Annotated in this window: 22 protein-coding genes and 1 tRNA gene; 15 read left to right on the top strand and 8 right to left on the bottom strand. The window is 74.9% G+C overall.

Annotated elements, in window-relative coordinates:
• Window positions 1-354: 354 nt before the first annotated feature.
• Window positions 355-1,722 (bottom strand): MFS transporter, encoded by a 1,368-nt coding sequence (locus BMY88_RS05170; RefSeq protein ID WP_211435502.1) that lies wholly within the window; start codon window positions 1,720-1,722, stop codon window positions 355-357.
• Window positions 1,723-1,917: 195 nt separating this feature from the next.
• Here BMY88_RS05170 and BMY88_RS05165 point away from each other — a divergent pair, with 195 nt between their 5' ends.
• The 4 genes from BMY88_RS05165 to BMY88_RS05150 all read left to right on the top strand — a co-directional run bounded on the left by BMY88_RS05165 (window position 1,918) and on the right by BMY88_RS05150 (window position 6,084).
• On the top strand, window positions 1,918-3,399 hold the full coding sequence (locus BMY88_RS05165; protein ID WP_091940803.1) for a class I adenylate-forming enzyme family protein: 1,482 nt from the start codon (window positions 1,918-1,920) through the stop codon (window positions 3,397-3,399).
• A 72-nt stretch (window positions 3,400-3,471) separates the two neighbouring features.
• Window positions 3,472-4,137: a TetR/AcrR family transcriptional regulator gene (locus tag BMY88_RS05160; RefSeq protein WP_211435501.1), complete on the top strand. Its 666-nt coding sequence runs from the start codon at window positions 3,472-3,474 to the stop codon at window positions 4,135-4,137.
• Window positions 4,138-4,233: 96 nt separating this feature from the next.
• Window positions 4,234-5,412 (top strand): amidohydrolase family protein, encoded by a 1,179-nt coding sequence (locus BMY88_RS05155; protein ID WP_091940799.1) that lies wholly within the window; start codon window positions 4,234-4,236, stop codon window positions 5,410-5,412.
• 228 nt (window positions 5,413-5,640) lie between these two features.
• Window positions 5,641-6,084 carry a nuclear transport factor 2 family protein gene (locus BMY88_RS05150; RefSeq protein ID WP_091940797.1) on the top strand — a complete coding sequence of 148 codons (444 nt, stop codon included), beginning with the start codon at window positions 5,641-5,643 and terminating at the stop codon, window positions 6,082-6,084.
• A gap of 77 nt (window positions 6,085-6,161) precedes the next feature.
• Here BMY88_RS05150 and BMY88_RS05145 read toward each other — a convergent pair.
• Window positions 6,162-6,234, bottom strand: a tRNA-Lys gene (locus BMY88_RS05145).
• Between the two features lie 173 nt (window positions 6,235-6,407).
• Here BMY88_RS05145 and BMY88_RS05140 point away from each other — a divergent pair.
• From BMY88_RS05140 to BMY88_RS05125, 4 genes are all read left to right on the top strand, one after another.
• The gene (locus BMY88_RS05140) at window positions 6,408-7,592 is read left to right on the top strand and encodes a L,D-transpeptidase (RefSeq protein ID WP_244524456.1); all 1,185 of its coding nucleotides are present in this window, start codon (window positions 6,408-6,410) and stop codon (window positions 7,590-7,592) included.
• Between the two features lie 68 nt (window positions 7,593-7,660).
• A complete protein-coding gene (locus BMY88_RS05135) occupies window positions 7,661-8,053 on the top strand; it encodes a hypothetical protein (RefSeq protein WP_091940793.1) in 393 nt (130 codons plus the stop codon).
• Between the two features lie 176 nt (window positions 8,054-8,229).
• Window positions 8,230-9,312 carry a WD40/YVTN/BNR-like repeat-containing protein gene (locus tag BMY88_RS05130; protein WP_091940791.1) on the top strand — a complete coding sequence of 361 codons (1,083 nt, stop codon included), beginning with the start codon at window positions 8,230-8,232 and terminating at the stop codon, window positions 9,310-9,312.
• Window positions 9,309-9,590 (top strand): ubiquitin-like small modifier protein 1, encoded by a 282-nt coding sequence (locus BMY88_RS05125; RefSeq protein WP_091940789.1) that lies wholly within the window; start codon window positions 9,309-9,311, stop codon window positions 9,588-9,590. Before BMY88_RS05130 ends, BMY88_RS05125 begins: the two co-directional genes overlap by 4 nt.
• 4 nt (window positions 9,591-9,594) lie before the next feature.
• On the opposite strand, the gene BMY88_RS05120 is transcribed toward BMY88_RS05125, so the two are convergent.
• Window positions 9,595-9,840: a hypothetical protein gene (locus tag BMY88_RS05120; RefSeq protein WP_091940787.1), complete on the bottom strand. Its 246-nt coding sequence runs from the start codon at window positions 9,838-9,840 to the stop codon at window positions 9,595-9,597.
• Between the two features lie 182 nt (window positions 9,841-10,022).
• On the opposite strand from BMY88_RS05120, the gene BMY88_RS05115 reads away from it, so the two are divergent.
• The 5 genes from BMY88_RS05115 to BMY88_RS05095 all read left to right on the top strand — a co-directional run bounded on the left by BMY88_RS05115 (window position 10,023) and on the right by BMY88_RS05095 (window position 14,567).
• Window positions 10,023-11,360 (top strand): methyl-accepting chemotaxis protein, encoded by a 1,338-nt coding sequence (locus tag BMY88_RS05115; protein WP_091940785.1) that lies wholly within the window; start codon window positions 10,023-10,025, stop codon window positions 11,358-11,360.
• Window positions 11,361-11,448: 88 nt separating this feature from the next.
• Entirely contained in the window at window positions 11,449-11,835 is a 387-nt protein-coding gene (locus BMY88_RS05110; protein ID WP_091940783.1) for a hypothetical protein, read from the top strand.
• Window positions 11,836-11,905: 70 nt separating this feature from the next.
• Complete coding sequence (locus BMY88_RS05105) at window positions 11,906-13,303, top strand: ferredoxin reductase family protein (protein ID WP_091940781.1); 1,398 nt, start codon at window positions 11,906-11,908, stop codon at window positions 13,301-13,303.
• A gap of 29 nt (window positions 13,304-13,332) precedes the next feature.
• Window positions 13,333-13,785, top strand: coding sequence for an FMN-binding protein (locus BMY88_RS05100; protein ID WP_211435500.1), 453 nt, complete (start codon window positions 13,333-13,335; stop codon window positions 13,783-13,785).
• The gene (locus tag BMY88_RS05095) at window positions 13,782-14,567 is read left to right on the top strand and encodes an FAD:protein FMN transferase (RefSeq protein WP_211435499.1); all 786 of its coding nucleotides are present in this window, start codon (window positions 13,782-13,784) and stop codon (window positions 14,565-14,567) included. The genes BMY88_RS05100 and BMY88_RS05095 overlap by 4 nt, the downstream gene beginning before the upstream one ends.
• A 7-nt stretch (window positions 14,568-14,574) precedes the next feature.
• On the opposite strand, the gene BMY88_RS05090 is transcribed toward BMY88_RS05095, so the two are convergent.
• From BMY88_RS05090 to BMY88_RS05080, 3 genes are all read right to left on the bottom strand, one after another.
• Window positions 14,575-16,194 (bottom strand): peptide chain release factor 3, encoded by a 1,620-nt coding sequence (locus BMY88_RS05090; protein ID WP_091940779.1) that lies wholly within the window; start codon window positions 16,192-16,194, stop codon window positions 14,575-14,577.
• A gap of 119 nt (window positions 16,195-16,313) precedes the next feature.
• A complete protein-coding gene (locus tag BMY88_RS05085) occupies window positions 16,314-18,986 on the bottom strand; it encodes a winged helix-turn-helix domain-containing protein (RefSeq protein WP_170860972.1) in 2,673 nt (890 codons plus the stop codon).
• 150 nt (window positions 18,987-19,136) lie between these two features.
• On the bottom strand, window positions 19,137-19,847 hold the full coding sequence (locus tag BMY88_RS05080) for a CPBP family intramembrane glutamic endopeptidase (RefSeq protein ID WP_244524455.1): 711 nt from the start codon (window positions 19,845-19,847) through the stop codon (window positions 19,137-19,139).
• A gap of 164 nt (window positions 19,848-20,011) precedes the next feature.
• Here BMY88_RS05080 and BMY88_RS05075 point away from each other — a divergent pair, with 164 nt between their 5' ends.
• Window positions 20,012-20,578, top strand: a complete 567-nt coding sequence (locus BMY88_RS05075) for a copper chaperone PCu(A)C (protein ID WP_091940773.1) — start codon at window positions 20,012-20,014, stop codon at window positions 20,576-20,578.
• On the opposite strand, the gene BMY88_RS05070 is transcribed toward BMY88_RS05075, so the two are convergent.
• Complete coding sequence (locus BMY88_RS05070; RefSeq protein ID WP_091940772.1) at window positions 20,533-21,552, bottom strand: mechanosensitive ion channel family protein; 1,020 nt, start codon at window positions 21,550-21,552, stop codon at window positions 20,533-20,535. The genes BMY88_RS05075 and BMY88_RS05070 overlap by 46 nt on opposite strands.
• Window positions 21,553-21,690: 138 nt before the next feature.
• Window positions 21,691-23,178: a basic amino acid/polyamine antiporter gene (locus tag BMY88_RS05065; protein ID WP_211435498.1), complete on the bottom strand. Its 1,488-nt coding sequence runs from the start codon at window positions 23,176-23,178 to the stop codon at window positions 21,691-21,693.
• A 265-nt stretch (window positions 23,179-23,443) separates the two neighbouring features.
• On the opposite strand from BMY88_RS05065, the gene BMY88_RS05060 reads away from it, so the two are divergent.
• Window positions 23,444-23,647, top strand: a complete 204-nt coding sequence (locus BMY88_RS05060; RefSeq protein ID WP_244524454.1) for a hypothetical protein — start codon at window positions 23,444-23,446, stop codon at window positions 23,645-23,647.
• Window positions 23,648-23,661: the final 14 nt, after the last annotated feature.

The following is a 23,661-nucleotide window of genomic DNA, read 5'->3' as shown; positions in this document are numbered from 1 at the left end:
GAACTCCGCATCGCCCAGCAGCCTGCCGGTGCCGTCGATCGCAGCCGCGTGGTGGGTCCGGCCGTGGGTGTCCACGCCGCCGAAGACATCCAGCCCCGTACTCGCCATGATGGTCATCGCCGTCCTTGTCGCTCGTACCGATGAGACGGCACGCACCGAGCCGGACGAGGCGGACAGGACAGTGATGGGCGCCTCTTGCACAGGCTCCTATGAGGTCACGGACGTCCCGCCCGGTGACGTGCAGGGACGGGGCCACCCCCACACGGCCGACACATCCCACAGCAGGACAGCAAGGCGTCGGTCAGGCGGAGAGTCAGACCACCAGGGGTGACCCCGTCCTCTCCATCCTCACTGTCAGGCGTCGACCTCGTCCCGGACCGCGGTCGGGGCAGCGGCACGGTCGGGGTGGTGCGGGTCGCGCATCGGGATCAGCACGAGCGTCGCGACGAGGGAGCAGGCCGCGGTCAGGAGGAAGACCAGGGCGAACGGCCCCTCGGTCGTCGCGTCCCCGGCGAGCGCCGTGAACAGGCCGATGCCGACCACCGCGCCGATCTGGAAGGCGGTCTGCTGCAGGGAGGCGGCCAGGCCGATGTCGCGCTCGTCGACCGCGGACGCCTGGGCCGCGAGGATCGCGGGGTTCATGTGCCCGTGCAGGTAGCCGCTGAGGGCGATCGTGATCGCCACGAGCACGAGCGAGCCGAGCCACGCGCCGGCCGCCATCGCCACCAGCGCGAGGGTCAGCAGCAGCCCCGACACGAGCGCGACCGACCGCTCGCCGAACCGCCGGCCGGCCCGGCCCGCCGTCGGCGCGGCGAGCAGGATCGACAGGGCCCGCGGCACGGTGAGCAGCGAGGTCACCGCCGCGGTCAGGCCGAGCACCCCCTGCATGTACAGCGGGGTGACGACGAAGTTGCCCATGTAGCCGGCGCCGATCAGGACGCTGGCACCGGAGGCGACGCGGACGGTGCGGGAGCCCAGCACCCGGAGCGGCAGCAGCGGGGAGGCGGCCCGGCGCTCGACGAGGACGAGCGCCCACACCGCGAAGGGCGCCACCGTGAGGCAGGCGATCGGCACCGGCTCCCAGCCCCAGACGGCCGCCCGGTTGATGCCGAAGGTGAGCGTGAACGTGGCCACCGCCAGCAGCAGGGCCCCGGGGACGTCGAGCGACGAGCGCTCTCCCGACCGCGCGTCGCGGGGCACCACGAGGACCGCGAGCGCGATCGTGGCGACGCAGAGGACGGCCTGCGCCGCGAAGATGGCCCGCCAGCCCACGCTGTCGACCAGCGGCCCGCCGGTGACGACGCCGATCACCGCGGCGGCGGAGCTGACCGCGCCCACCGACGCCGAGGCGCGGACCCGCTCGCCGGGTGGGGCCATGCGGAAGATCAGGGCGACCGCCGTCGGGAGCGTGGCCGCGGCGCCGACCTGGGAGAGCGTGCGGGCGGCGATCAGGCCGGTCGCGCTCCAGGCGACGGCGGCGCCGATCGCGAACAGCAGCGTGGTGACGACGCCGGCCAGGTACACCCGGCGGTGGCCGAAGAGGTCGCCGAACCGGCCGAGCAGCGGCGTGGCCACGGCGGCGGCCAGCAAGGGGGCCGTCGTCACCCAGACCACGGTCGACGGGAGCGTGTCGAGGTCCTCGGCGATCGGCTGGACCGCGATGGTGAGGATCGTCGACGGGAACGCGGTCGTGAACAGGCCCGCCAGGAGCACCGGGGTCATCCACCGCCGCCGCCGCTCCGAGACGGGGGCCTGCTGAGCCAGCAACCGGGCCTCCAGCTCGTCGTGCAGCCGGTACGGCTGGGATCGCGGAACTCGCTCGATGGTCGCACGCAGAACGGGCCCGCACGCTGGACCGGAAAGGCTTCCCGTGTGAGGGTCGACACGATCGAGACAGCGCTGGGACGAGGGGGTGTCGTGGGAGCCGACGAGGGGATCCCGTACGGGCGGCGGCTGACCGAGCTGGCCCGCGAGCTGGGTGAGGGGACGGCGCTGGTCGCCGCCACCGCCGACGGCGCCGAGCGGGAGTACGGCTGGGCCACGCTGGAGCGCCGGGCCAACCAGGTTGCGCACCGGTTGGCCCGCGCCGGCGTGGGGGAGGGCGACCTGGTCGCGCTGGGGCTGCCCAGCACCCCGGAGCACGTCGTCACGGTGTTCGCGGCGTGGAAGCTCGGCGCCGTCGTCCTGCCGCTGCGGCCGGAGCTGCCCGGCTGGGAGCGCGACCGGCTGCTGGCCCTCGCCACGCCCCGGCTGCTCGTCGGTGACTGGCCCGACGAGCCCGCCGGTGCGCTGACGCTCGCGGACGTCCTGGGGACCACGGGCGAGGACGACACCCCGCCCCCCGGGGACCCGGTGCCGCCCTACGCGCGGCTGATCGCGACGTCGGGCTCGACCGGTACGCCGAAGATCATCGTGGCGCCCTCGCCCGGCCGGTACGTGCCGACGTCGACCGTCATCGACCCGGGCCAGTCGGTGCTGGCGGTCTGCCCGCTCTACCACACCAACGGCTTCGCCTCGTGCTTCCCGACGCTGCTCGCCGGCGACCCGGTCGTGCTCGTCGAGAAGTTCGACGCCGCCCGCGTGGTCGACCTGATCGAGCGCCACCGGGTGTCCGCGGCGATCATGGTGCCGACGATGCTGCAGCGCATCGCCCGCCTGGACGGCGTCCGGGAGCGCGACTTCTCCAGCCTCCAGCGGGTGGTCTACGGCGCGGCCGTCCTCCCCGAGTGGGTCACGCGCACATGGCTGGAGCTGGTCCCGCCCGAGCGGTTCATGTTCACCTACGGCGGCAGCGAGGGGCTCGGGATCGTCGCCTGCACCGGCGTCGAGTGGCTCACCCACCCCGGGACGACGGGGCGGGGCGCGGACTGCGACATCGCGATCCGGGACGAGGCCGGGCGTGACCTCCCGCCGGGCGAGGTCGGCGAGATCTGGCTGCGGCTGCGCTCGGGGGAGGTGGAGCCGTTCCGCTACGTCGGTGCCGAGACGCCGGCGCCGCTCGACGGCGGCTGGCGCAGCTTCGGCGACATGGGCCGGCTGGACGACGAGGGCTTCCTCTACATCGCCGACCGGCGCCAGGACATGATCGTCACCGGGGGCGTCAACGTGTTCCCGGCCGAGATCGAGACCGCGCTGTCCGAGCACCCCGAGGTGGCCGACGTGGCGGTGATCGGCGTCCCCGACCCGGAGTGGCAGCGCGCGGTGCACGCCGTCGTCCAGCCGCGGGACCCGGCCTCGCCGCCGTCCGTCGAGAGCCTGCGGGCGTGGTGCAAGGAGCGGCTGTCCGGGCCCAAGGTGCCCAAGGGGTTCGAGTTCGTCGACGAGCTGCCGCGGACCAGCGCCGGAAAGCTCAACCGCTCGCGGCTGGCCGCCGACCGGGCGGCGGTCGCGAGCGGCTGACCGGTACCCGTCCGGATGAGACCTCCGGCCGGCGGGGCCGCCGCAAGGAGCGGCCGTGGCTACCCTCGCCCGGTGGCGGAGGTGCAGCAGGCCGGCGCCCGCCGGCGGGGCCGGATGGAGCGCGGTGACGCCTCCCGGCAGCTGATCCTCGCCACTGCCGAGCGGCTGTTCGCCGAGCGCGGGGTCGCGGCGGTGTCCAGCCGTCACATCAGCGAGGCCGCGGGGCAGCGCAACAGCGCCGCCGTCGGGTACCACTTCGGCAGCCGGGCCGACCTGGTGCGCGCCCTCCTGCGGACCCGCTCCGAGCCGATCGAGCGGCTGCGCGAGGAGATGGTCGACCGGCTCGGGCCAGACCCGGGGCTGCGGGACTGGGTCGCCTGCCTGGTGCGCCCCTCGACCGACCACCTCGCCGAGCTCGGCGACCCGACCTGGTTCGCCCGGTTCCGCGCCCAGGTGATCACCGACCCGGCGCTCCGGGAGCTGGCGATGGAGGACAGCGCGCGCTCGGCGAGCCTGCGCCGCGTCGTCGAGGGCCTTCGCGGGTGCGTGCCCGACCTGCCGGAGGCGGTCTACGAGGAGCGCCGCGCCATGGAGGTCCAGCTGCTCGTGCACGGCTGCGCCGATCGCGAGCGCGCCCTGGCCGACGGGCGCCCGACGCCGCGGGCCACCTGGCACGACGCGGCGACCGGGATCGTCGACGCGCTGGTCGGGCTGTGGCAGGCGCCGGTCTCCGCGTAGGACGCCGACCGGCGGGGATTAAATCAACTGTTGTAAACCGGCTCCGCCGTCCGTAACCTGGGTCACAGCACCGCAGTTCACGACGAGGAGGCACGGATGGCCGCACTGGCCGAGGGCATTCGGGTGGTCGACGCCGACACCCACATGACCGAACGGCACGACCTGTTCACCGAGCGGGCGCCGAAGGGCTATGAGGACCGGGTGCCGCACGTCGAGAAGGTCGACGGCGTGGACATGTGGGTCATCGAGGGCAACACCTTCGGCCGGGCCGGCTCCGGCGGCACGATCGACCGCGACGGCAAGAAGCACCCGTGGCGGGACTCGCAGGGCGGCTCCTGGACCATCCACGACGGGCACGACGCCGCGTGGGACCCCGAGACCCGGCTGCGGTTCATGGACGAGATCGGGGTCCACGCCCAGGTCGTCTTCCCCAACTCGATCGGCCTCGGCGGGCAGAACCTCGTCAACTCCGTCTCCGACCCGACGCTGCTGCGCCTGTGCATCGAGCTCTACAACGACGCGATGGCCGAGGTCCAGGCCGAGTCGGACAACCGGCTGCTGCCCATGCCGATCATGCCGGCGTGGGACATCGACGGCTGCGTCCGCGAGGCCCGGCGCTGCGCGGAGATGGGCATGCGCGGCGTGAACATGACCGCGCACCCGCAGGACTCCGGGTCGCCCGACCTCGGCGACCGCGCCTGGGACCCGTTCTGGGAGGTGTGCGCCGGGCTGAAGCTGCCGGTGCACTTCCACATCGGGGCCAGCCAGACGTCGCTGTCGTTCTTCGGCACCACCTACTGGCCCAGCCAGGACGAGTACGTGAAGCCCGCCATCGGCGGCGCCTCGCTGTTCCTGAACAACTCCCAGGTGCTGCTCAACAGCGCCTACTCGGGGATGTTCGACCGGCATCCGGAGCTGAAGATGGTGTCGGTGGAGAGCGGCATCGGCTGGGTGCCGTTCATGCTCGAGGCGATGGACTACGAGCTGGAGGAGAACGCCCCGGAGTGGTTCGACAAGCTGCAGAAGCGGCCGTCGGAGTACTTCCGCGACCACTGGTACGCCACGTTCTGGTTCGAGAACGGGCGGGGCGACCTGCAGCACCTCATCGACCAGGTCGGCGAGGGCAACGTGATGTTCGAGACCGACTTCCCGCATCCCACGTCGCTGCACCCCAGCCCGCTCGAGCTGGTGAGCGAGAAGATCAGCACCCTGCGCCCCGAGACGCAGGTCAAGGTCATGGGCGGCAACGCCGCGGAGCTCTACCGCCTCTGGTGACCGACCGGTAGCGCCGACGAACGGGCCCCTTCGCAGCAGCGGAGGGGCCCGTTCGTCGCATCGGCCCCGTCGATCGGATCGGCCGAGCGCGCGGTCGGGCGCCGGACTCATCGCTCGACCGCGGCGACCGCGCTGATCTCGACCGGGCCGGGCTCGAGACGAGCTCCGGTGCCGGCGGGCGGGTCTGGCAGGGTCCGGGTGCAGCGTCGAACCGCAGGAGGACCGGGGATGGGCACGGACGAGAGCAGGCGGGTGGTCCTCGAGTTCTTCGGGCACCTCTCGGCGGGCAGGGGGCGCGAGGCGATGGCCCTGTTCGACGACGAAGGCACGTGGTGGGTCTCCGGGAAGCCGGGTGTGCTGCCGCTGTCGGGCACCTACGGCAAGCGGGAGCTGTCCACCATCGGGACCCTCGTCGGAGCGGCGATGCCCGGGGGGATCGAGATGACGATCACCGGCACGATCGCCGAGGACGAGCGCGTCGTCGCCGAGGCCACCGTGTACGGCACCTCGCCGGCCGGCAGGGTCTACGACAACCGCATCTGTTTCGTCGCCGAACTGCGCGGCGGGCGCATCTTCGCGCTGCGGGAGTACTTCGACACCATCCACACCAACGACGTCCTGTTCGGCAACGGAGCCGCCGGGGCGTCGATCCCGTCCGGACAGTCCGGCTGAACCGGGTCGGGGACGGGTGCCCGGGGAACGACGAAGCGGCTCCCTCCCGAAGGAGGAAGCCGCTGGGCCGATCCGGGTGCGCCATCAGGGACTCGAACCCCGAACCCGCTGATTAAGAGTCAGCTGCTCTGCCAATTGAGCTAATGGCGCGTGCCGTCCGGTCGCCCGGGCAACGAGGGAGAACGATACCAGCGCCCCGGGGAGTGGCCGCGGGTGCCCCGGGGCCGCGCCCGGCAGACGTCTCCGTTCCGGTTCTTCGTGGGACCCTGGGGAGCGGTTCCGGGCCCCGGGGCCGGCGGGGGACGGACGAGGAGTCGGGCCGAGTGCGACGGACAGCGGCGGTGGCCATCGCGGGGGCATTGCTCCTGCTCGCGGGGTGCCAGGACGACGGGGACGGTGGGGACTCCGCCGCCCCGTCGACCGCGGAGAGCCGGCCCGCCTCGGTCGCGCTGACCCCGTCCGACGGCGCGGTCGACGTCCCGCCCGCCACCCCGCTGGAGATCTCGGTCACCGACGGCGAGCTCGGCGAGGTCACGGTCACCGACCCGGCGGGCGCGCCGGTCCCCGGCTCGGTCGCGGACTCGCCCGAGGACGCCGCCGTCGACGTGTGGACGCCGGAGGGCGACCTCGCCTACGGCACCACGTACACGCTCACCGCCGGCGCCTCGGGTGCCGACGGGGAGGCGGTCGAGGCGGTGTCCACCTTCACCACGGTGACGCCTGCCGGGCTGTCCACGCCCGACATCGGCCCGCTCGACGGCCAGACCGTCGGGGTGGGCATGCCGATCCGCGTCTACTTCGACGAGCCGGTCAGCGACCGGGCCGCGGTGGAGAGCCACCTGCTGGTCCGGAGTTCCGCGCCGACCGACGGCGTGTGGAGCTGGTTCGGCGATGCCGAGGTGCACTTCCGGCCGTCGACCTTCTGGCCGGCGAACACCGACGTCACGCTGCACGCCGACCTGTACGGGGTGTCCTTCGGCGACGGGATCTGGGGCGAGCGGGACCGCACGATCTCCTTCCGCGTCGGGGACCGGCACGTGTCGATCGCCGACGCGGGCACGCACGTCATGGAGGTGTACGACGGCGACCGGCTGGTGCAGAGCTATCCGATCAGCGCCGGCAGCCCGGAGAACCCCAGCCGCAACGGCGTCCACGTCGTGACCGAGCTCAACCGGAACCGGATCATGGACTCGAGCACCTTCGGCGTCCCCGCCGACGGCCCCGGCGGGTACCGCACGCCGGTCGAGTACGCGGTCCGCATCTCCAACAACGGGGAGTTCGTGCACGCGGCGCCGTGGTCCGTGGCCCAGCAGGGCAACACCAACGTCTCGCACGGCTGCATCAACATGTCGACCGAGCGCGCGGCGTGGTTCTTCGACTTCTCCCGGCCGGGCGACGTCGTGGAGATCCGCAACTCCGTCGGCCCCACGCTCGGCCCGACCGACGGCGACATCCACGACTGGACGATCCCGTGGGACCAGTGGGTGGGCGGCAGCGCCCTCCGATGATCGCCGGGGTTACCGAGGGTGCGGTCCGGGCACCTCCGGGGAGCTGACGTCCCCTCGAGGAGGATCCCGTGGACACCTGGGTGATCGTGCTGATCGTCGTGGTAGCCGTCCTGTTGCTCGCCGCGCTCGCGCTCGCACTGGCCAGACGGCGCAACGGAGCGGGGGCCGCCCGCAAGAGGGAGGAGGCCCGCGAGCACCTGCAGCAGGCGCAGTTGCGGGGCGTGCAGGCCGAGCGCGAGCAGGCGCTGGCCGAGGAGCAGGCCGCCCGGGCGCGTCGCGAGCGCGCCGAGGTGGAGGAGCGCTCGCGCCTGGCCGAGCAGGAGGCGGCCGAGCGCGCCGCCACCGCCCAGGAGCACGCCAGCGCCGCCGAGGAACTGCGCGCGAAGGCCGAGAAGCTGGCCCCCGGGCTCGCCGACGAGCAGGGCCGCCGCTCGCCCGACGGGGGCGCGTCCCGCCTGTGACGGCACCCGGCGCCCGCCCGCCGATGCGGTGACCCCCTGCCGGCCACTCCGATCCGGAGAGTGGCCGGCAGGCGGGCATCGGTGGACCGCGTGCCGCGGCCGGCGCTCAGTTCCGCGCCCCCGCCCGGTCTGTCCTGGGCAGGGGCGCGGCGGGCGCCCCCGGACCGGGAGGCGCCATGACCGACCTGCTCGCCATCGGCACGCGCAAGGGGCTCTGGCTCGCGCGCAGCGAGGACGACCGCCGCACCTGGACGCTGGACGGGCCGCACCTGCTGGCGCAGGAGGTCGCCGCCGTCTCCGTCGACACCCGCGGGCCGGCGCCCCGGGTGCTCGCCGGCATCCAGTACGGCCACTGGGGGCCGACCGTCATGCGCTCCGACGACCTGGGGCGCACCTGGACCGAGACCGAGTCCGGCGCCATCCGCTTCCCCGAGGAGACCGGCGCCGCGCTCGCCCGGGTCTGGCAGCTGCGGCCGGACTCGGCGGACCGGCCCGGCGTCGTGTGGGCCGGCTGCGAACCCCACTCGCTGTGGCGCAGCGAGGACGGCGGCTGCACGTTCGACCTCGTCCGCGGGCTGTGGGAGCACCCGCACCGGCCCACGTGGGAACCCGGGGGCGGCGGAGGAGCGGTGCACACGGTGCTGCCCGACCCGGCCTCGGAGCGGGTGCTGGTCGCGATGAGCACCGGCGGGGTCTACGTCAGCGAGGACGGCGGCGGGGCCTGGACGCCGCGCAACCGCGGCATCACGGCGGTCTTCCTCCCCGACGAGCTGCCCGAGTACGGCCAGTGCGTGCACAAGGTCGCCGTCGACGCCGGCGACCCCGACCGGCTGTACGCGCAGAACCACTTCGGGGTCTTCGCCACCGACGACGCCGGGGTGTCCTGGCGCTCGATCGCCGCGGGGCTGCCCGCCGACTTCGGCTTCCCCGTCGTCGCCTCTCCGCGCACGCCGGGGACGGCGTGGGTGGTTCCGCTGGTCGCCGACATGGAGCGGGTCCCGCCGGGCGGGCGGCTGCGGGTCCAGCGCACCCGGGACGGCGGTGCTTCCTGGACCGAGTCGGCCGCAGGACTGCCGGACGGGAGCTGGGCGGCGGTCATGCGCGACGCGGCCTGCGCCGACGAGGGCGATCCGACGGGCGTCTACGTGGGCACCCGCGACGGCTGCGTCTACGCCTCCGCCGACGAGGGCGACACGTTCACGCTGGTCGCCGCGCACCTGCCCGACGTGCTCGTCGTCCGCGCGGCCCGGCTCCCGTGACCGCGGAGGTGGTGCTCCCCGGCGTGCTGGCCGACCTCGCCGGCGGCGCCAAGCACCTGACGGTCGAGGCCGGGGGCGGGACCCTCGGCGACCTGCTCGACGACCTCGCCGCCCGGCACCCTCTGCTGGACCGCCGGATCCGCGACGAGACCGGCGCGGTGCGCCGGTTCGTCAACGTCTACGTGGACGGCGACGACATCCGGTTCGGCCGCGGCCTGGCCACGCCGGTGCCCGACGGCGCGGTGGTGCAGGTGCTGCCCTCGGTCGCGGGCGGATGAGCGGTCAGAGGGTGGCGAGCTCGGCGCACTCCGCGCAGAGCTGCTCGTCGCCGTAGCCCTGCGGCGGCCACGGCGTCTGCTCGTCGACGGCCACGTAGGCGCCGCACAGCGACTTGCGGCTGCGCCCGTGGACCCGGCCGATCGTGGCGTGCAGGGGACCGATCCGGCGGGGCTGCAGGCCGTCGGCGCTGCCGACCGAGCCGACCATGACCACCGCGTGCGCGGTGCCGTACGCGTAGGCCGTCGTCATGGCGCCAGGGTCGTCAGCCGGCGGGGAGGGGGCCAGCACCCGGCGACGCGTGTCGGCTGCACCCGCCCCATGCGTCCCAGCCGGCACGGCGGCGCCGTCGAGGGGCACCGTCCGGTTCCGGATCGCTGGAGTCGCTACAGCGACTGCGCTTGATCCCGGCCGGCAGCGACCGATGGGAGAGCATGACGACGAGCGTCCCGGCGCCCCGCCCGCCCCTCCGGCCCGCAGCAGCCGGGACCGCGCTGTCGTGGGTGCCGCGGGGTGCCCGCCTGGACGAGCGCAGCTTCCGGGCCCGCCACCGCGTGACGCTGGGCGTGCTCGCGGCGCACGTGCCGGTGCTCACCGCCATCGGTCTCGCGCGCGACGTCGGTGGCTGGCTGCTGTGGGGACAGCTCGCCGCGATCGTCGCGCTGGTGGTCCTCGGCGTCGTCCTCCGGGCGGCGGTCGCCCGCGCCACTGCGGTGTGCCTGGGGCTGATGATCGGCGCCGACGTGCTGGTCCACGTGGGCGGCGGCCTGACCGACCTGCACATCTGGTTCTACGCGCTGCTGCCGCTGGTGGCGCTGTACCAGCTCTGGACGCCGTTCCTCGCCGCGGTCGGCTTCGTCGCCGTCCACCACGCAGTGATGGGCGTGTGGCATCCGGAGTCGGTCTTCTCCACCCACGAGGCGCACGAGAACCCGCTGGCGTTCGTCGCGCTGCACGCCGCCTTCCTGCTGGTCGAGGCGACGTTCCTGGCCTACGGCTGGAAGTTCACCGAGCAGGCCGACCGCGAGCGACTGCAGCAGCGGCGCCTGGCCGAGGAGCAGCAGGCGGCGCAGGTGCAGGCGGAGCTGGAGCTCGCCACCGAGCGGGCGCGGGCGGCCGACGAGGAGGCGGGCCGGGCCCGCGACGCCGCGTCGCGCGCCGCCAGCCGCGAGCAGCACCTGGCGGAGCTGGTGGACGCCGGCCGCCGGCTGCACACGAACGTCGCCACCGCGACCGAGGTGATGGACGGGCTGCGGTCGGCCATCGCCGAGATCGCGGCCGCGGCCAGCCGGGCGAGCAGCACGGCCCAGGAGGCGAGCGTGCAGTCGCGCACGGGCGCGGAGACCGTGGAGCGCCTGGCCGGCACCATGGCGGAGATCGACCAGATCGCCGGCAGCATCTCCGGGATCGCCGACCAGACCAACCTGCTCGCCCTCAACGCGACGATCGAGTCCGCCCGCGCCGGTGAGGCCGGCAAGGGCTTCGCGGTCGTCGCGGGCGAGGTGAAGGACCTCGCCGCCGAGACCGCACGGGCCACCGAGCGGATCCGCCGGGTCGTGGAGGCGGTGCGCGGCGAGGTCGAGACCGCCGGCGCGGCGCTGGGCGGCGTCCAGGAGATCATCCGCGGCGTCGTCGACGCCCAGGGCACGATCGCGGCCGCGGTCGAGGAGCAGAGCGCGGCCTCCGAGCAGGCGCAGGTGGCCATCGCCGGGGCGTCGCGGGAGGCGGACCGGATGGCCGCCGACCTGCACCGGGTCGTCGCCGGCGGCTGAGCGATTGGCAGCTCTCCCCAGCGTCCCGGGCGAGTTTCAGCAGGTCAGGGCCGTGAGCCGCGCCCGGCGGGGTCCTAGCGTCGTCGCCATGACCACCGGCGCCGACCTCCGTCCCGTCCTCGAGGCCCTGGAGGCCGGCGCCGCACCCGTGACGATGTTCGGGCTGCTGGAGCGCCTCAACCCGCGGCCCGAGGGCGGGGCGGCGGAGTGGCGCCGGCGGCAGGTGGAGCTGCTGTCCTGCTTCACCCGGGCGCACGAGGCGGGCTACCTGGAGTCGCTGCCGCGGGAGCCGGGCCAGGTGACCGAGGTGTTCGTCCTCAGCGCCCGCGGGGTGGAGCTGCTGGGCAGCGAGGTGACCCGGCCGTTCGCGCGGGTCGCACCGGCCGCCCGGCCCTCGGACGTCCCGCCGCCGGCGCTGGAGCGCCGCGCGGGCCGCTGGGTGGTCCGGGGCCGGACGACGCTGCGGATCGGCTGACCGACCCCGTCCAGGGAACTCACAGCGGGCTCCCGGCCGGAGCGACAGGTCCGCGGCCCACCGTGGGCCCATGACCGCACTGGCCCCGCCGCCCGTGGCCCGTCCGCCGCGCCCCGCGCGGTCCCGCGCGCGGTCCGACGCCGGAGTGCGGCTCGCCGGGCTCGCGGCCCTGTGGGCGGGCCTGCTGCTCGTCACCTTCTGGTGGGTCACCGGCGGCGGCGTGCAGGACCTCGGCGGCTGGGAGACGGGCCTGGACTCGGTCGGCCGGCTCACCGGTCTGCTCGCCTCGTTCCTGCTGCTGGTGCAGGTGCTGCTGATGGCGCGGGTGCCGCTGCTCGAGAACGCCGTCGGACGGGAGCGGCTGGCGCGGCTGCACCGGTGGGTGGGCCTCGGCTCGTTCGACCTGATGGTGGCCCACGTCGTCACGATCACCTGGGGCTACGCCGCCGGCGAGCTCGCCCGGACGCCGGCGACGCTGTGGGATCTCACGCTGCACTACCCGGGGATGCTGCTCGCCGTGGCGGCCACGGCCTGCCTGGTGCTCGTCGTCGTCACCAGCATCCGGGCCGCCCGCCGCCGGCTGCGCTACGAGTCGTGGCACCTGCTGCACCTCTACGCCTACCTCGGCGTCGGACTCGCGCTGCCGCACCAGCTGTGGACCGGTCAGGACTTCGTCGGCTCCCTCGGCCGGACCGTGTTCTGGTGGGGGCTCTACGCCGCCGCTGCCGGCGCGGTGCTCGTGTGGCGCGTCGCGCTGCCTCTGTGGCGCACCGCGCGGGCCGGGCTGCGGGTCACCGCCGTCGTGCCCGAGTCCGACGACGTCGTCAGCGTGTACATGACCGGTCGCCCCGGCGGGGTCACCGCCGAGGCCGGCCAGTTCTACGGCTTCCGCTTCCTCGCCGGACGCGGCTGGACCCGCGCCCACCCGTACTCGCTGTCGGCCGCCCCGGACGGTCGCAGCCTGCGGATCACCGTGAAGGTGGTCGGGGACGGCAGCGCCTCCCTGCGGTGGCTGCGGCCGGGCACCCGGGTGCTCCTCGAGGGTCCCTACGGCCGGCTCTCCGCCCGCGCGCGCACCCGGCCGAAGGTCGCCCTGATCGCGGCCGGCGTCGGCGTCACCCCGCTGCGTGCGCTGGCCGAGGCGCTGGACCACGCCCCCGGCGACGCCGCGCTGCTCTATCGCTACTCGGGGCCGCCGCTGTTCCTGCCGGAGCTCGAGGTCCTCGCCGCCCGCCGCGGGCTGGAGGTGTTCCTGCTCCCCGGGCACCGGCGGGCCCCCGGCTCCTGGCTCGGCCACTCGGCGGGCGCGGCCTCCGACCTGGCGGCCCTCACCTCCTGGCTGCCCGACCTGGCCGAGCGCGACGTCTACGTCTGCGGCCCCGAGCCGTGGGCGGAGGACGTGCGCCGGACCTGCCGGGCCGCCGGCCTGCCCCCCGACCGCTTCCACGTCGAGACCTTCGGATGGTGACCGCAGTGCGCCGCATCGTTCTCTGGGCCATGAGCACGCTGACCGCCCTGGTGCTCGTGCTCGGCTACCACACGTCGACGTCGTCGCAGATGGCGTCGGTGGAGTCCTCCGTCCTCGCCCCGGTCTCCGGCTCCACGTCGTCGGGGTCGGGATCCTCGTCGGGGACGCCGTCCTCGTCGGGAACGGGCGACGGCACCTCCGCGGCCGCCGTCACGGTCACCGGTGACAGGGTGCAGACGCGGTGGGGTCCGGTCCAGGTCCAGGTGACCGTGCAGGCCGGGGAGATCACCGACGTCTCGGTGCCGCAGTACCCGGACGACAACGGCCGGGACCGGCAGATCAACGCGCGGGCGCTCCCCATCCTGGTGAGCGAGACCCTCGACGCGCAGGACGCCGGGATCGACATGGTGAGCGGCGCGACCGTGACCAGCGAGGGCTACGTGGAGTCGCTGCAGAGCGCCCTCGACGAGGCCGGGCTGTGAGCGCCGTGGTCCGGCCGCCCGCCCGCCGCGTCGAGCACGTCATGGGCATGCCGATCAGCCTCGCGCTGCGCGGCCGGCACACCGACGACACCGCGGCCCGGGCGGCGTGGGAGGCCGCGCTCGCCGTGCTGCGCGAGGCCGACCGGGTGTTCAGCACCTACCGGCCGGACTCCTGCATCTCGCGGCTGGGCCGCGGCGAGATCGGTCCGGAGGACTGCCCGCCGGAGGTGGCGGAGGTGCTCGCGCTGGGCGCCGCGGCCGAGCGACGCTCGGGTGGGGCCTTCGCGGTCCACCGGCCCGGCCCCGACGGCGCCGCCGTCCTCGATCCGAGCGGCGTGGTGAAGGGCTGGGCCGTCGAGCGGGCGGCCGCAGCGCTCGAGGCGCTGCCGGAGACGGACTTCTGCCTCTCCGCGGGCGGGGACCTGACCTGCCGGACCCTGCACGACGACGCCGCGCCCTGGCGGATCGGCATCGAGGACCCCGCCGACCCGCGACGCCTCACGGCGGTCGTCCCGGTGCGTACCGGCGCCGTGGCCACGTCCGGTGCCGCCCACCGCGGCGCGCACGTGGTGGACGCGCGGACGGGCCGGCCACCCGCCGGTGTCGCCTCCGTGACCGTGCTCGCCGCCTCGCTCACCTGGGCCGACATCGACGCGACGGCGGCCTACGCGCAGGGCCCCGACGCGGCCCGCTGGCTGGAGACGCTGCCGGGCCGCTCGGGCCTGGTCGTCTGGGCCGACGGGTCCACGACGGTCGTGGAACCGGTCCTGCCCGCGGGCTGAGCCCGGATCAGCCGAGCTGCGCGGCGATCAGCGGTTCGAGGGTCACGCCGGGCTTCTCCCGCACCATCCCCATGACCCACTTGGTGGTGAACAGGGCGAGCAGTTCGCCGTCGGCCCGCTGCATGACCTCCGTGCCGCTGGAGGCCGTGATGGCCGGCACCGAGGCCTCGTCGGTGCGCATGGCGAGGGAGTAGGGGAGCGAATCGAGCGAGATCCGGGCGCCGAACTCGTGCTCCATCCGGTGGCTGGCCACCTCGAACTGCATGGGCCCGACGACGGCGAACACGGGGGAGCCGTCGCCCCGGCGCTCGGAGATCAGCACCTGCACCACGCCCTCCCCGGCGAGCGTGTCGATGCCCTTGCGGAACTGCTTGTACTTGCTGGTGTCGGCGACCCGGGCGACCGCGAAGTGCTCGGGCGCGAAGGTGGTGACCGGGGGGTAGCGCACCGGCCGGTCGACGAAGAGGGTGTCGCCCACGCCGAGCGCGGCGGCGTTGACCAGCCCCACGACGTCGCCGGGCCAGGCCGTCTCGATGGTCTCCCGGTCGCGGCCGAAGACCTGCTGGGCGTACTTGGTGGCGAACGGCCGGCCGGTGGAGGCGTTGGTGACGACCATGCCCCGCTCGAAGACCCCCGAGCAGACCCGGATGTAGGCCAGCCGGTCGCGGTGTCCGGTGTCCATGCCGGCCTGCACCTTGAACACGAAGGCGCTGAACGGCGCGTCCAGCGGGTACGGCTGCCCGTCGGCGTCCGGCCGGTCGGCGGGCGCGGGGGCCAGGTCGACCAGGACGTCCAGCAACTGCCCGACCCCGAAGTTGGAGACGGCGGAGGCGAACAGCACCGGGGTCGTGGCGCCGGCCAGGAACAGCTCCTGGTCGTGCTCGGCGCCGGTCTCGGCGAGCAGTTCGGCCTCCTCGACGGCCTGGGTCCAGGCGTCCCCCTCCCGCGCCAGCGCCTGGTCGGCCGGGAACACCTCCTCGGGGGCGATCGTGGCGCCCCCGGCGGTGCGGGTGAAGTGCCGGTAGCTGCCGTCGCGGCGGTCCAGCACTCCGCGGAAGTCGCCGGCGATCCCCACCGGCCAGGTCAGGGGCGTGGGCGTGAGGCCGGTCCGCTCGGCGATCTCGTCCATCAGCGCGAGCGCGTCCATGCCCGGCCGGTCCCACTTGTTGACCACCGTGATGATCGGGATCCCCCGGTGCTTGCAGACGGCGAAGAGCTTCATCGTCTGGGTCTCGAGGCCCTTCGCGGCGTCCACCAGCATCACGGCGGCGTCGACGGCGGTCAGCACCCGGTAGGTGTCCTCGGAGAAGTCGGCGTGGCCGGGGGTGTCGAGCAGGTTGACCACGGCGTCGCGGTAGGCGAACTGCAGGGCTGCCGAGGTGATGGAGATGCCGCGGTCGCGCTCCATGTCCATCCAGTCGCTCACCGTGCCGCGGCGACCGGCCTTGCCGTGGACCGCACCGGCCGAGCCGATCACCCGGGCGTGCAGGGCCAGTGCCTCGGTGAGCGTCGACTTGCCGGCGTCGGGGTGGCTGATGACGGCGAACGTCCGCCGGCGGGCGGCCTCGCCCCGGACGTCGGCGGACGGCTGGCGGCTGCCGGCGACAGCCGGTGCGCTGGTGCTCACGAGTGGATCTCCCTGACGACGCGTCGTGGGTGTCGGTGCGCGACGCCTCGACGGTCCAGGTTAACCGGCCCACGGCGGGAGTCCCGGCGGGCGAGCCGGCCCCGGCCCGGGGGCGGCGGTCAGGACGTCTCGGGGGAGATCAGGCCGCGGGTGCGAGCCCGGTCGACGGCCTCGCGCCGGGAACCGGCGCCCAGTTTCGTGTAGATGGCGCGGACGTGCGTCTTCACGGTGCTGTGCGAGACCGTCAGCTCCGCGGCGATCTCGCCGAAGGAGCGCTGCGTGGGCAGCAGGGTGAGGACGGCGCGCTCCCGCTCCGTCAGGCCCACCCGGCGGTCGCCGCCGCGGAGGGCGAACCGGGCACGGAGCACCCGGCGGGCGATCTGCTCCCGGCCGTCGAAGCTGCCCAGCAGGCCGGTGAGCAGCTCCGCCACCTCGTCCGGGCAGAACGCCAGCGGTCGCAGCACGTCCATCTGCTCGGTCAGGGCCAGAGCACGTTCCAGCGCGGCGCGGGCACGGTGCCGGCGACCACCGAGCACCGCGTGGGAGCAGTCGAGCACGTGGGCGTCGATGACCGTCCACGGCAGCACGGGGGGCAGCGATCCGGTCAGGACGGGGTGCAGGGCATCGGCGGCGGCGGGCAACCGTCCCATCGCGGTCAGCCGCTGCGCGCGCATGAGGGCGACCTCGCCCGCGGAGCCCAGTTCGTGCTCGGCCCACTCGAGCACGGTGCGGGCCACGTCCCCGCGGCCGGACAGCGCCGCCGCCGGGTACTCCAGCGCCGCCAGGAGCGCGGTCGTCGTCGTGACGCGGGGGCGCCCGACGGTCTCGCCGCGTGCGTGCCGCAGGGACTGCAGCCCCTCTCCGGTGGAGCCGAGGTCGACGCACGCGGCCCCGCGCAGGGCCCTCGCCGTCGTCGACACCGAGCCCAGCGGACCGCCGCGGTGCGGATCCCCGAAGGCGAGGGCCGGGCCGAGGATCTCCAGGCATGCCGCCGGCTCGGCCCGCAGCAGCGCGCCGTACGCCCGCAGGAGCGTCGACAGCACCGCCCCGGCCGTGGCCTGCCAGTCGGTTCCCGGCACGACCTCGTCCGCCTGCCGGGCGAGCTCGACCATCCCCTGGAACTGCCCGTGCGCCGCCTCGACGGCCGCGAGCACGGTCAGCCCGCGGGCCGCGAGGTAGGCCTGGTCCAGCTGACGGGCCTGCGCGACCGCGCCGGCGGCGACGTCCCGCGCCTCGTCGACCCGGTCGGCGATCAGCAGCGCCAGGGCCCGGTCCAGCTTCCCCATGACGGCCAGCCCGAGCGTGCCGGCGGGCTCGGGGTCCAGGCTCTCGGTGACCCGGAGGATCCGGTGCGGGTCGCCGTCCAGGCTGACCCGGCGGGTACGCACGAGGGCGTCCAGCCCGGTGAGCTCCGGCCCGGCCCGGGCCGGCCACGTCGCCCGCGCGCGGTCGAGGTGCGCGTCGGCCGCCGTCAGCGCGCCGGTCTCGATGTCCACGAGGGCGGCGACGAGGGAGTACCAGGGGTCGTCGGCGACGGCCCGGCCGCCGAGTCCGTCGAGGGCCTCCCGGAGGGCCCGGTGCGCTCCGTCGGCGATCAGCTTGACGGTGTTCCGGCGCAGGAGGGCCGAGAGCAGGTCGCTGTCGCCGGCCCGGCGCGCGTGCGCCAGAGCGGGGACGGCGTCCTCCCGCGCGGCGAACCAGTCCGCGGCCCGACGATGCAGGTCGAGCACCAGGTCCGGCCGCCGCCGGCGCAGGTCGGCGAGCAGGTGGGACCGCAGCAGCGGGTGGACCCGGTACCAGAGCCGGCCCCGGCCCGAGCTGAGGATCAGCGAGGTGTCGTGCTCCAGGCCGTCGAGGATCTCGCCGGCGTCGGGACGGTCCGACAGCGCCGCCGCGAGCGGTGCCGACAGCGGATCGCACACGCTGACCGCCCGCAGCAGGTCCAGCGCCGGCGCGGGCAGCCGCTCCAGGATCTCGCCCACGAGGTAGTCGGCGACCGCCCGGCTGTTGCCGGCGAAGTCGGCCAGGAACCGGTCGACGTCGTCGGTCTCCCGCAGGGACAGCGCCGCCAGCCGCAGGCCCGCCGCCCACCCGGCGGTCTGGTCGACCAGCCGGCGCAGCTGATCGGGGTCGAGCCGGACGTCGGTCGCGGTCACCAGCGCGTCGGCCTCGGGCATCGAGAACCGCAGCGCCTCGGCCCGGATCTCGCAGAGCTGCCCGGCCAGCCGCATCCGGCCCAGTGGCAGCGGCGGATCGCTGCGGCCGCCGAGGACCAGGTGCAGCCCGGGTGGCCGGTCCCGGACCAGCGACGCGAGCCCGTGCACCGGATCGGCCGCCGTCAGCTCGTGGACGTCGTCGAGCACGAGCCGGATCGGTTCGGGAACCAGGTCGACCGCCTCGACCACCGCGGCCAGGAACGTCGGGTCCTGGCTCGGGCGGGCGGGGACGACCAGGCGGTGGACGGGGTTGTCCTCGGGCACCGCCGGGCACGACGCGACCGCCGTCAGCACCGCGGACCAGAAGCGGGAGTCGTCGTTGTCGTCGGCGTCCAGCGACATCCATCCGGTGAGCTCCGGTCGGCGCGCCGCCCACTCGGCCAGCAACAGCGTCTTGCCGTATCCGGCGGGCGCGCTCACCAGCGTCACCTGGCCGGAGGCGGCCGCCTCCAGCGCGGCCGTCAGCCGCGGCCGGTACACGTGCCGGCCGGGCAGCCGGGGGACCGCGGTCTTGACCCGGGGCACGCCGGGGCGCGACGTGCGTCGATGGACCAGTGCGTCCGCTGGACCGGTCACCGTCATGGCCTTCTCGCAAGCTAGGACCCCGCGGGCGCAGCGTAGTGCGGCGGACACGTCCGGGCCCAGCCCGATGATCATCGGCGGATGGCCCGCACCCGCGGCGCGCCGGCCGGCCACCCGCCGATGATCGGCGGGGGGACCGGTTGCTCAGCCCAGGCGGTGCGCCGTCGCGGCCGCGACCGTGCCCAGGGTGTTCGTGGCCAGGTGCAGCAGGACCGGGGCCAGCAGGCTGCCGCTGCGCAGGCGGAGCCAGGAGAACACCACCCCGGCGGCGGCGGTGAAGAGGCAGACGCCGAGCACGGCCAGCGCCCGCAGCCAGGCCGCGTCGGCGAGGTCGTTGGCCGCGACGCCGCTGATCGTGGGCCGGACGTGCCAGACGCCGAAGACGACGGCGCCCACCCCCACCGCGCGGCGTTGGGGCAGCACCCGGAGGAGAGCGGCGAGCAGCACGCCCCGGAAGGCGACCTCCTCCCACAGCACGGTTCCCAGCGGAATGCGCACCAGCACCTCGCCGGCGACCTCCGCGGCGTCCCGATCGGCGGCCCGGGCGTCGGTGAGCAGCGGCCGCAGGAGCGGGACGACGACGGCGACGGCCAGGACGACCGCCACGAGCGCGAACGCGGCACCGCCCCAGCGCAGACCGGCCGGCACCCGCCGCCCGGACAGACCCAGGTCGGCCCACGACAGGCCGCTCCACCGCGCCAGCGCCACCAGGACGGCGGCCGCAGTGACGTTGACCGCGACGTACGCCGGGTCCGGGACCCGCGGCACGACCAGGTTGTTCCAGACGAGCAGCACCCCGACGACCGCCGCGGCGAACACCCGGGACCGGGTACTCCCGACCGGACGGAGGGTCACGGCTCGGCTCATCGGCACCTCCGGGCCACGACGCTGCCGACGTCGCGGGCCGGGTGGCGTCCTCCCGGGCGGATGAGACCTCATCCGGAGCGGGGGACGCGCGGCCGCGCCCGCAGCGCCAGGCTGGCCGCCGCACGGGGCGATCGGGAGTCAGGGGAGACGGCATGAGCCGACGGCCCGCGCCGGCGCGCCGGGCACTCCTGCTCGCGGGGATGCTGGCGGCCGTCGTCCTGCTGCCCGCGACCGCCTGCACCCGGGAACAGGCGGACCCGGACGCGCCGGTGGCCGCCGCCGGTCGCGGTCTGGACAGCGTCGACGGGCGGGTCGCCGGCCTCCGGTTGCTGCACGTGTACGTCGCCTCGCCGGGGGAGCGGGGGACGACCCACGTCGTGGGCGAGGGGGCCGAGCTGTTCCTCACGGTGGCAGGGGACGGCGAGGCGGCCGACGCCCTGGTCGGCGCGTCCAGCGAGGCCGGTCAGGTGCTGTTCCGCGACGGCGATGCCGACCCCCTCCCGCGGTTCCGGATCGAGGTGCCGGCCGAGGGCGTGGCATCGCTGCGCCTGCCGACCGGGCCGCACCTGGAACTGGCGGACCTGGTCGAGCCGCTGCGCAGCGGAACGAGCCTGGCGATCACCTTCGAGTTCGAGCTCGCCGGGTCGGTGACCCTCTCCGTCCCGGTGGCCGTCTACGAGGTGGGCGGGCCGCCGACCCTGCCGGCCGAGCCGACCTGACCGGCCGCACGGACGGTGAGCTGGGGCGTCGCGAGCTGCACGCCGCCGGCCGGGAAGACCGTGGTGATCGCCTCCAGGAGCGCCCGCTGCAGGTCGAAATGGCGGCCGGCGCGCGTCTTGACGCGCAGCCGCACCGTGATCCCGCAGGCATCGACCTGGTGGACCCCCAGGACCTCGGGTGGTTCCAGGACGTCGTCGGCGAAGGAGGGCTCGCGGCTCACCGTCGCCGCGGCCTCGTGCAGCAGTTCGCGCGCGCGGACCAGGTCGGTGCCGTGGGCGACGGCGACGTCGACCATCGCGCCCGACCAGACCTGGGACTGGTTGCCGACCCGGTCGATCAGCCCGTTGCGCACGTGCCAGACCGTGCCGTCGAGATCCCGGAGGACGGTCTCCCGGAAGGTCATCTTCTCCACGGTGCCCACGGCCTCGCCGAGGTCGACCTCGTCACCGATGGCGAAGTGGTCCTCCAGCAGGATGAACACCCCGGCCAGCAGGTCGCGGATCAGGCTCTGCGCGCCGAACGCGACGGCGATGCCGAGCAGACCGGCGCCGGCGATGACCGGGCCCAGGTCCACGCCGAGGATGCCGAGCACCGCGATCAGCACCAGGACCCAGACCAGCGCGGACAGCAGGCTGGTGACCGCGGCCGCGACCGCTTCGGCCCGGGTGCCGCGGCGGGCCGATTCCCGGGTCGGGACGCCACCCGCCGCACCGCCGCCGGCGGTCGCGGCGGGGGACGGGGCCGAGATCGGCCGCGCGGCCAGCATCCGGTGGACGCCCCGGTGCACCAGCCGTCGCACCGCCAGCCGCAGCACCCAGCCGACGAGCAGGACCCCGGCGATCGCCAATGGCCGGCCGACCAGCCAGTCGGCGACGGCGGCCAGCGTGGCGTTGCCGCCGGTCTGCTCGTAGACCCACTCGCAGACGCGGTGCGTGCGCGGGCCGCAGACGCCGGCCGGCGGGGCGTCGGTCATGTCCGGTTGCCGCCGCCCGTCCTACGACGGCGGGAGCGGGGACCGCTGCGCCGCCGGCTCCTCGTCGGTGCGCAGGCCGGCCGGCGGGATCCGCTCGACCGGTCCGGGAATCGGGATGAACGTGGTCACGGGGCCCCCTCAGATCGAGATCACGCCGGTCGCAAGGCCGACGACGCCCGCGAGGGCGCCGACGGTGGCGACCACGAACAGGGCGAGCTCGACCGGGGTGAACACCTGCCGGCCCGCCTCCCGCCGGGTGCGGACGAACAGGACGGTGCCCGGCGCGTAGATGAGCAGGGCCATGAGCAGGAACTCCAGCCCGGCCGCGACGATCAGGAACAGCGTGTAGAGCACGGCGAGCGCCGCGAAGGCGAGTTCCCTGCCGTGCCCGCGCTCCCGGCGCTCGCCGGCGTCCGGCCGCACGCCGATCCTGAGCGCGTAGCCCGCCGCCAGCAGGTAGGGCACCAGCGACAGGGCCGTGCACAGCTTGAGCGTGAAGGTGAACGCGTCCTCGGAGAACAGCGTCGTGAGCAGCACGACCTGGACCAGCGCGGTGGTCATCAGCAGCGCCGAGACGGGCACGTCGGCGGCGTTGACCCGGCTGAGGAACCGCGGCATGTCCCGGTCCCTGGCCGCGACGAAGAGGACCTCGGCGGCCATCAGCGTCCAGGCGAGGTAGGCGCCCAGCACCGACACGATGACGCCGACGCTGATCAGCACCGTGCCCCACGTGCCGACGACGGACTCCAGCACGCCGGCAACGGAGGGCTGCTGCAGCTCGCCGAGCTCGGTCTGCGGCAGGGCGGCGTAGGAGAGGAGCGTGACCGACGCGAACAGGGCCAGCACGCTGAGGAAGCCGAGCACGGTGGCGCGGCCGACGTCCTCCCGGCGGCGGGCGTAGCGGGAGTACACGCTGGCGCCCTCGACGCCGAGGAAGACGAAGACCGTGATCAGCATGGTGTCGTTCACCTGCGAGAGGACGCCGCCGCCGGCCGCGTCGCCCCAGAAGTTGTCGCCGAAGACGCCGGCCTGGAACGAGACGGCCAGGATGACGACGAACAGCACGATCGGGACCAGTTTTGCCACCGTCACGATCTGGTTGATCGCCGCCGCCTCCCGCACCCCGCGCCGGATCACGAGGTGGAACGCCCACAGCCCGACGGAGGAGACGGCGACGGCGAGCAGGGTGCTGCCCTCGCCCATGGCCGGCCAGATCTTGCCCAGCGTCGACATGATCAGCACCCAGTAGGTGACGTTGCCGACGCAGGCGCTGGCCCAGTACCCGAGGGCGGAGAGGAAGCCGGGGTACTCGCCGAAGCCCGCCTTGGCGTAGGCGTACACACCCGCGTCCAGGTGCGGCCGGCGCACGGCCAGGGACTGGAAGACGAAGGCCAGCATCAGCATCCCGGCGCCGGCGATCGTCCACGCGATGAGCGTCCCGAGCACGCCCGTGGACTGCGCGAAGTTGCGGGGCAGCGAGAACACCCCGGCGCCGACCATCGACCCGACGACCATCGCGGTCAGAGCCGGCACGGCCATCGTCCGCTCCGCCGGGGCGGCGGGGCCGTGCGACGTCGACACGGGACCGGCGGCGGGGGAACGGGCCTCGTCCATCGCTGCGCTCATCACCTCCGGGTGCGGTTCCGCGGGCCGGGTTCGGCACGGAGCGCCCCGCACGGTCGCCCCCGCACGGGCCGGCGGCCTCGTCCGCGGCGGATGAGCCTTCCGGCGGGCCCGGTCCCGGCGCGGGCATCGGTCGGCCACCGCGTCCGCCCGGTGCCGGTCCGGGGCGCGGAACCCGGCGAACCGGGCCCGGACCCCATCCCGGCCGGGGGAGGCACGCGCCCGCGCCGTCGGCGACCCTGACCGGAGGAAGCCGGAAGGGGGCATCGTGACGTCGCACTACGAGTTCCGGGTCGCCGGGCACCTGTCGGACCGGACCCGCGGCGCGTTCCCCGACATGGTCCTGCTCGAGGCGCCCCCGGAGACGATCATCTCCGGCGAGGTCATCGACGAGGCCCACCTGCACGGTGTCCTCGCCCTGCTCCAGGACCTGGGGCTGCACGTGGTGTCCCTGCACGAGGTCCAGACCTGAAGCAGGAGATCTCG

The organism is Trujillonella endophytica, assembly GCF_900110555.1.
Lineage (GTDB): Bacteria > Actinomycetota > Actinomycetes > Mycobacteriales > Geodermatophilaceae > Trujillonella > Trujillonella endophytica.
The sequence above is the reverse complement of the archived record's forward strand: the minus strand, read 5'-3'. Positions and strand labels throughout refer to the sequence as shown.

What these genes read in the sequence shown, in the direction of transcription:
- BMY88_RS05120 (WP_091940787.1), bottom strand. Translation starts at nt 9,840, where the DNA reads ATGACGACGGCCTACGCGTACGGCACCGCGCACGCGGTGGTCATGGTC.
- BMY88_RS05070 (WP_091940772.1), bottom strand. Translation starts at nt 21,552, where the DNA reads ATGACCGACGCCCCGCCGGCCGGCGTCTGCGGCCCGCGCACGCACCGC.
- BMY88_RS05065 (WP_211435498.1), bottom strand. Translation starts at nt 23,178, where the DNA reads ATGAGCGCAGCGATGGACGAGGCCCGTTCCCCCGCCGCCGGTCCCGTG.
- BMY88_RS05105 (WP_091940781.1), top strand. Translation starts at nt 11,906, where the DNA reads ATGACCGCACTGGCCCCGCCGCCCGTGGCCCGTCCGCCGCGCCCCGCG.
- BMY88_RS05075 (WP_091940773.1), top strand. Translation starts at nt 20,012, where the DNA reads ATGAGCCGACGGCCCGCGCCGGCGCGCCGGGCACTCCTGCTCGCGGGG.
- BMY88_RS05155 (WP_091940799.1), top strand. Translation starts at nt 4,234, where the DNA reads ATGGCCGCACTGGCCGAGGGCATTCGGGTGGTCGACGCCGACACCCAC.
- BMY88_RS05115 (WP_091940785.1), top strand. Translation starts at nt 10,023, where the DNA reads ATGACGACGAGCGTCCCGGCGCCCCGCCCGCCCCTCCGGCCCGCAGCA.
- BMY88_RS05150 (WP_091940797.1), top strand. Translation starts at nt 5,641, where the DNA reads ATGGGCACGGACGAGAGCAGGCGGGTGGTCCTCGAGTTCTTCGGGCAC.
- BMY88_RS05170 (WP_211435502.1), bottom strand. Translation starts at nt 1,722, where the DNA reads ATGACCCCGGTGCTCCTGGCGGGCCTGTTCACGACCGCGTTCCCGTCG.
- BMY88_RS05110 (WP_091940783.1), top strand. Translation starts at nt 11,449, where the DNA reads ATGACCACCGGCGCCGACCTCCGTCCCGTCCTCGAGGCCCTGGAGGCC.
- BMY88_RS05100 (WP_211435500.1), top strand. Translation starts at nt 13,333, where the DNA reads ATGAGCACGCTGACCGCCCTGGTGCTCGTGCTCGGCTACCACACGTCG.
- BMY88_RS05130 (WP_091940791.1), top strand. Translation starts at nt 8,230, where the DNA reads ATGACCGACCTGCTCGCCATCGGCACGCGCAAGGGGCTCTGGCTCGCG.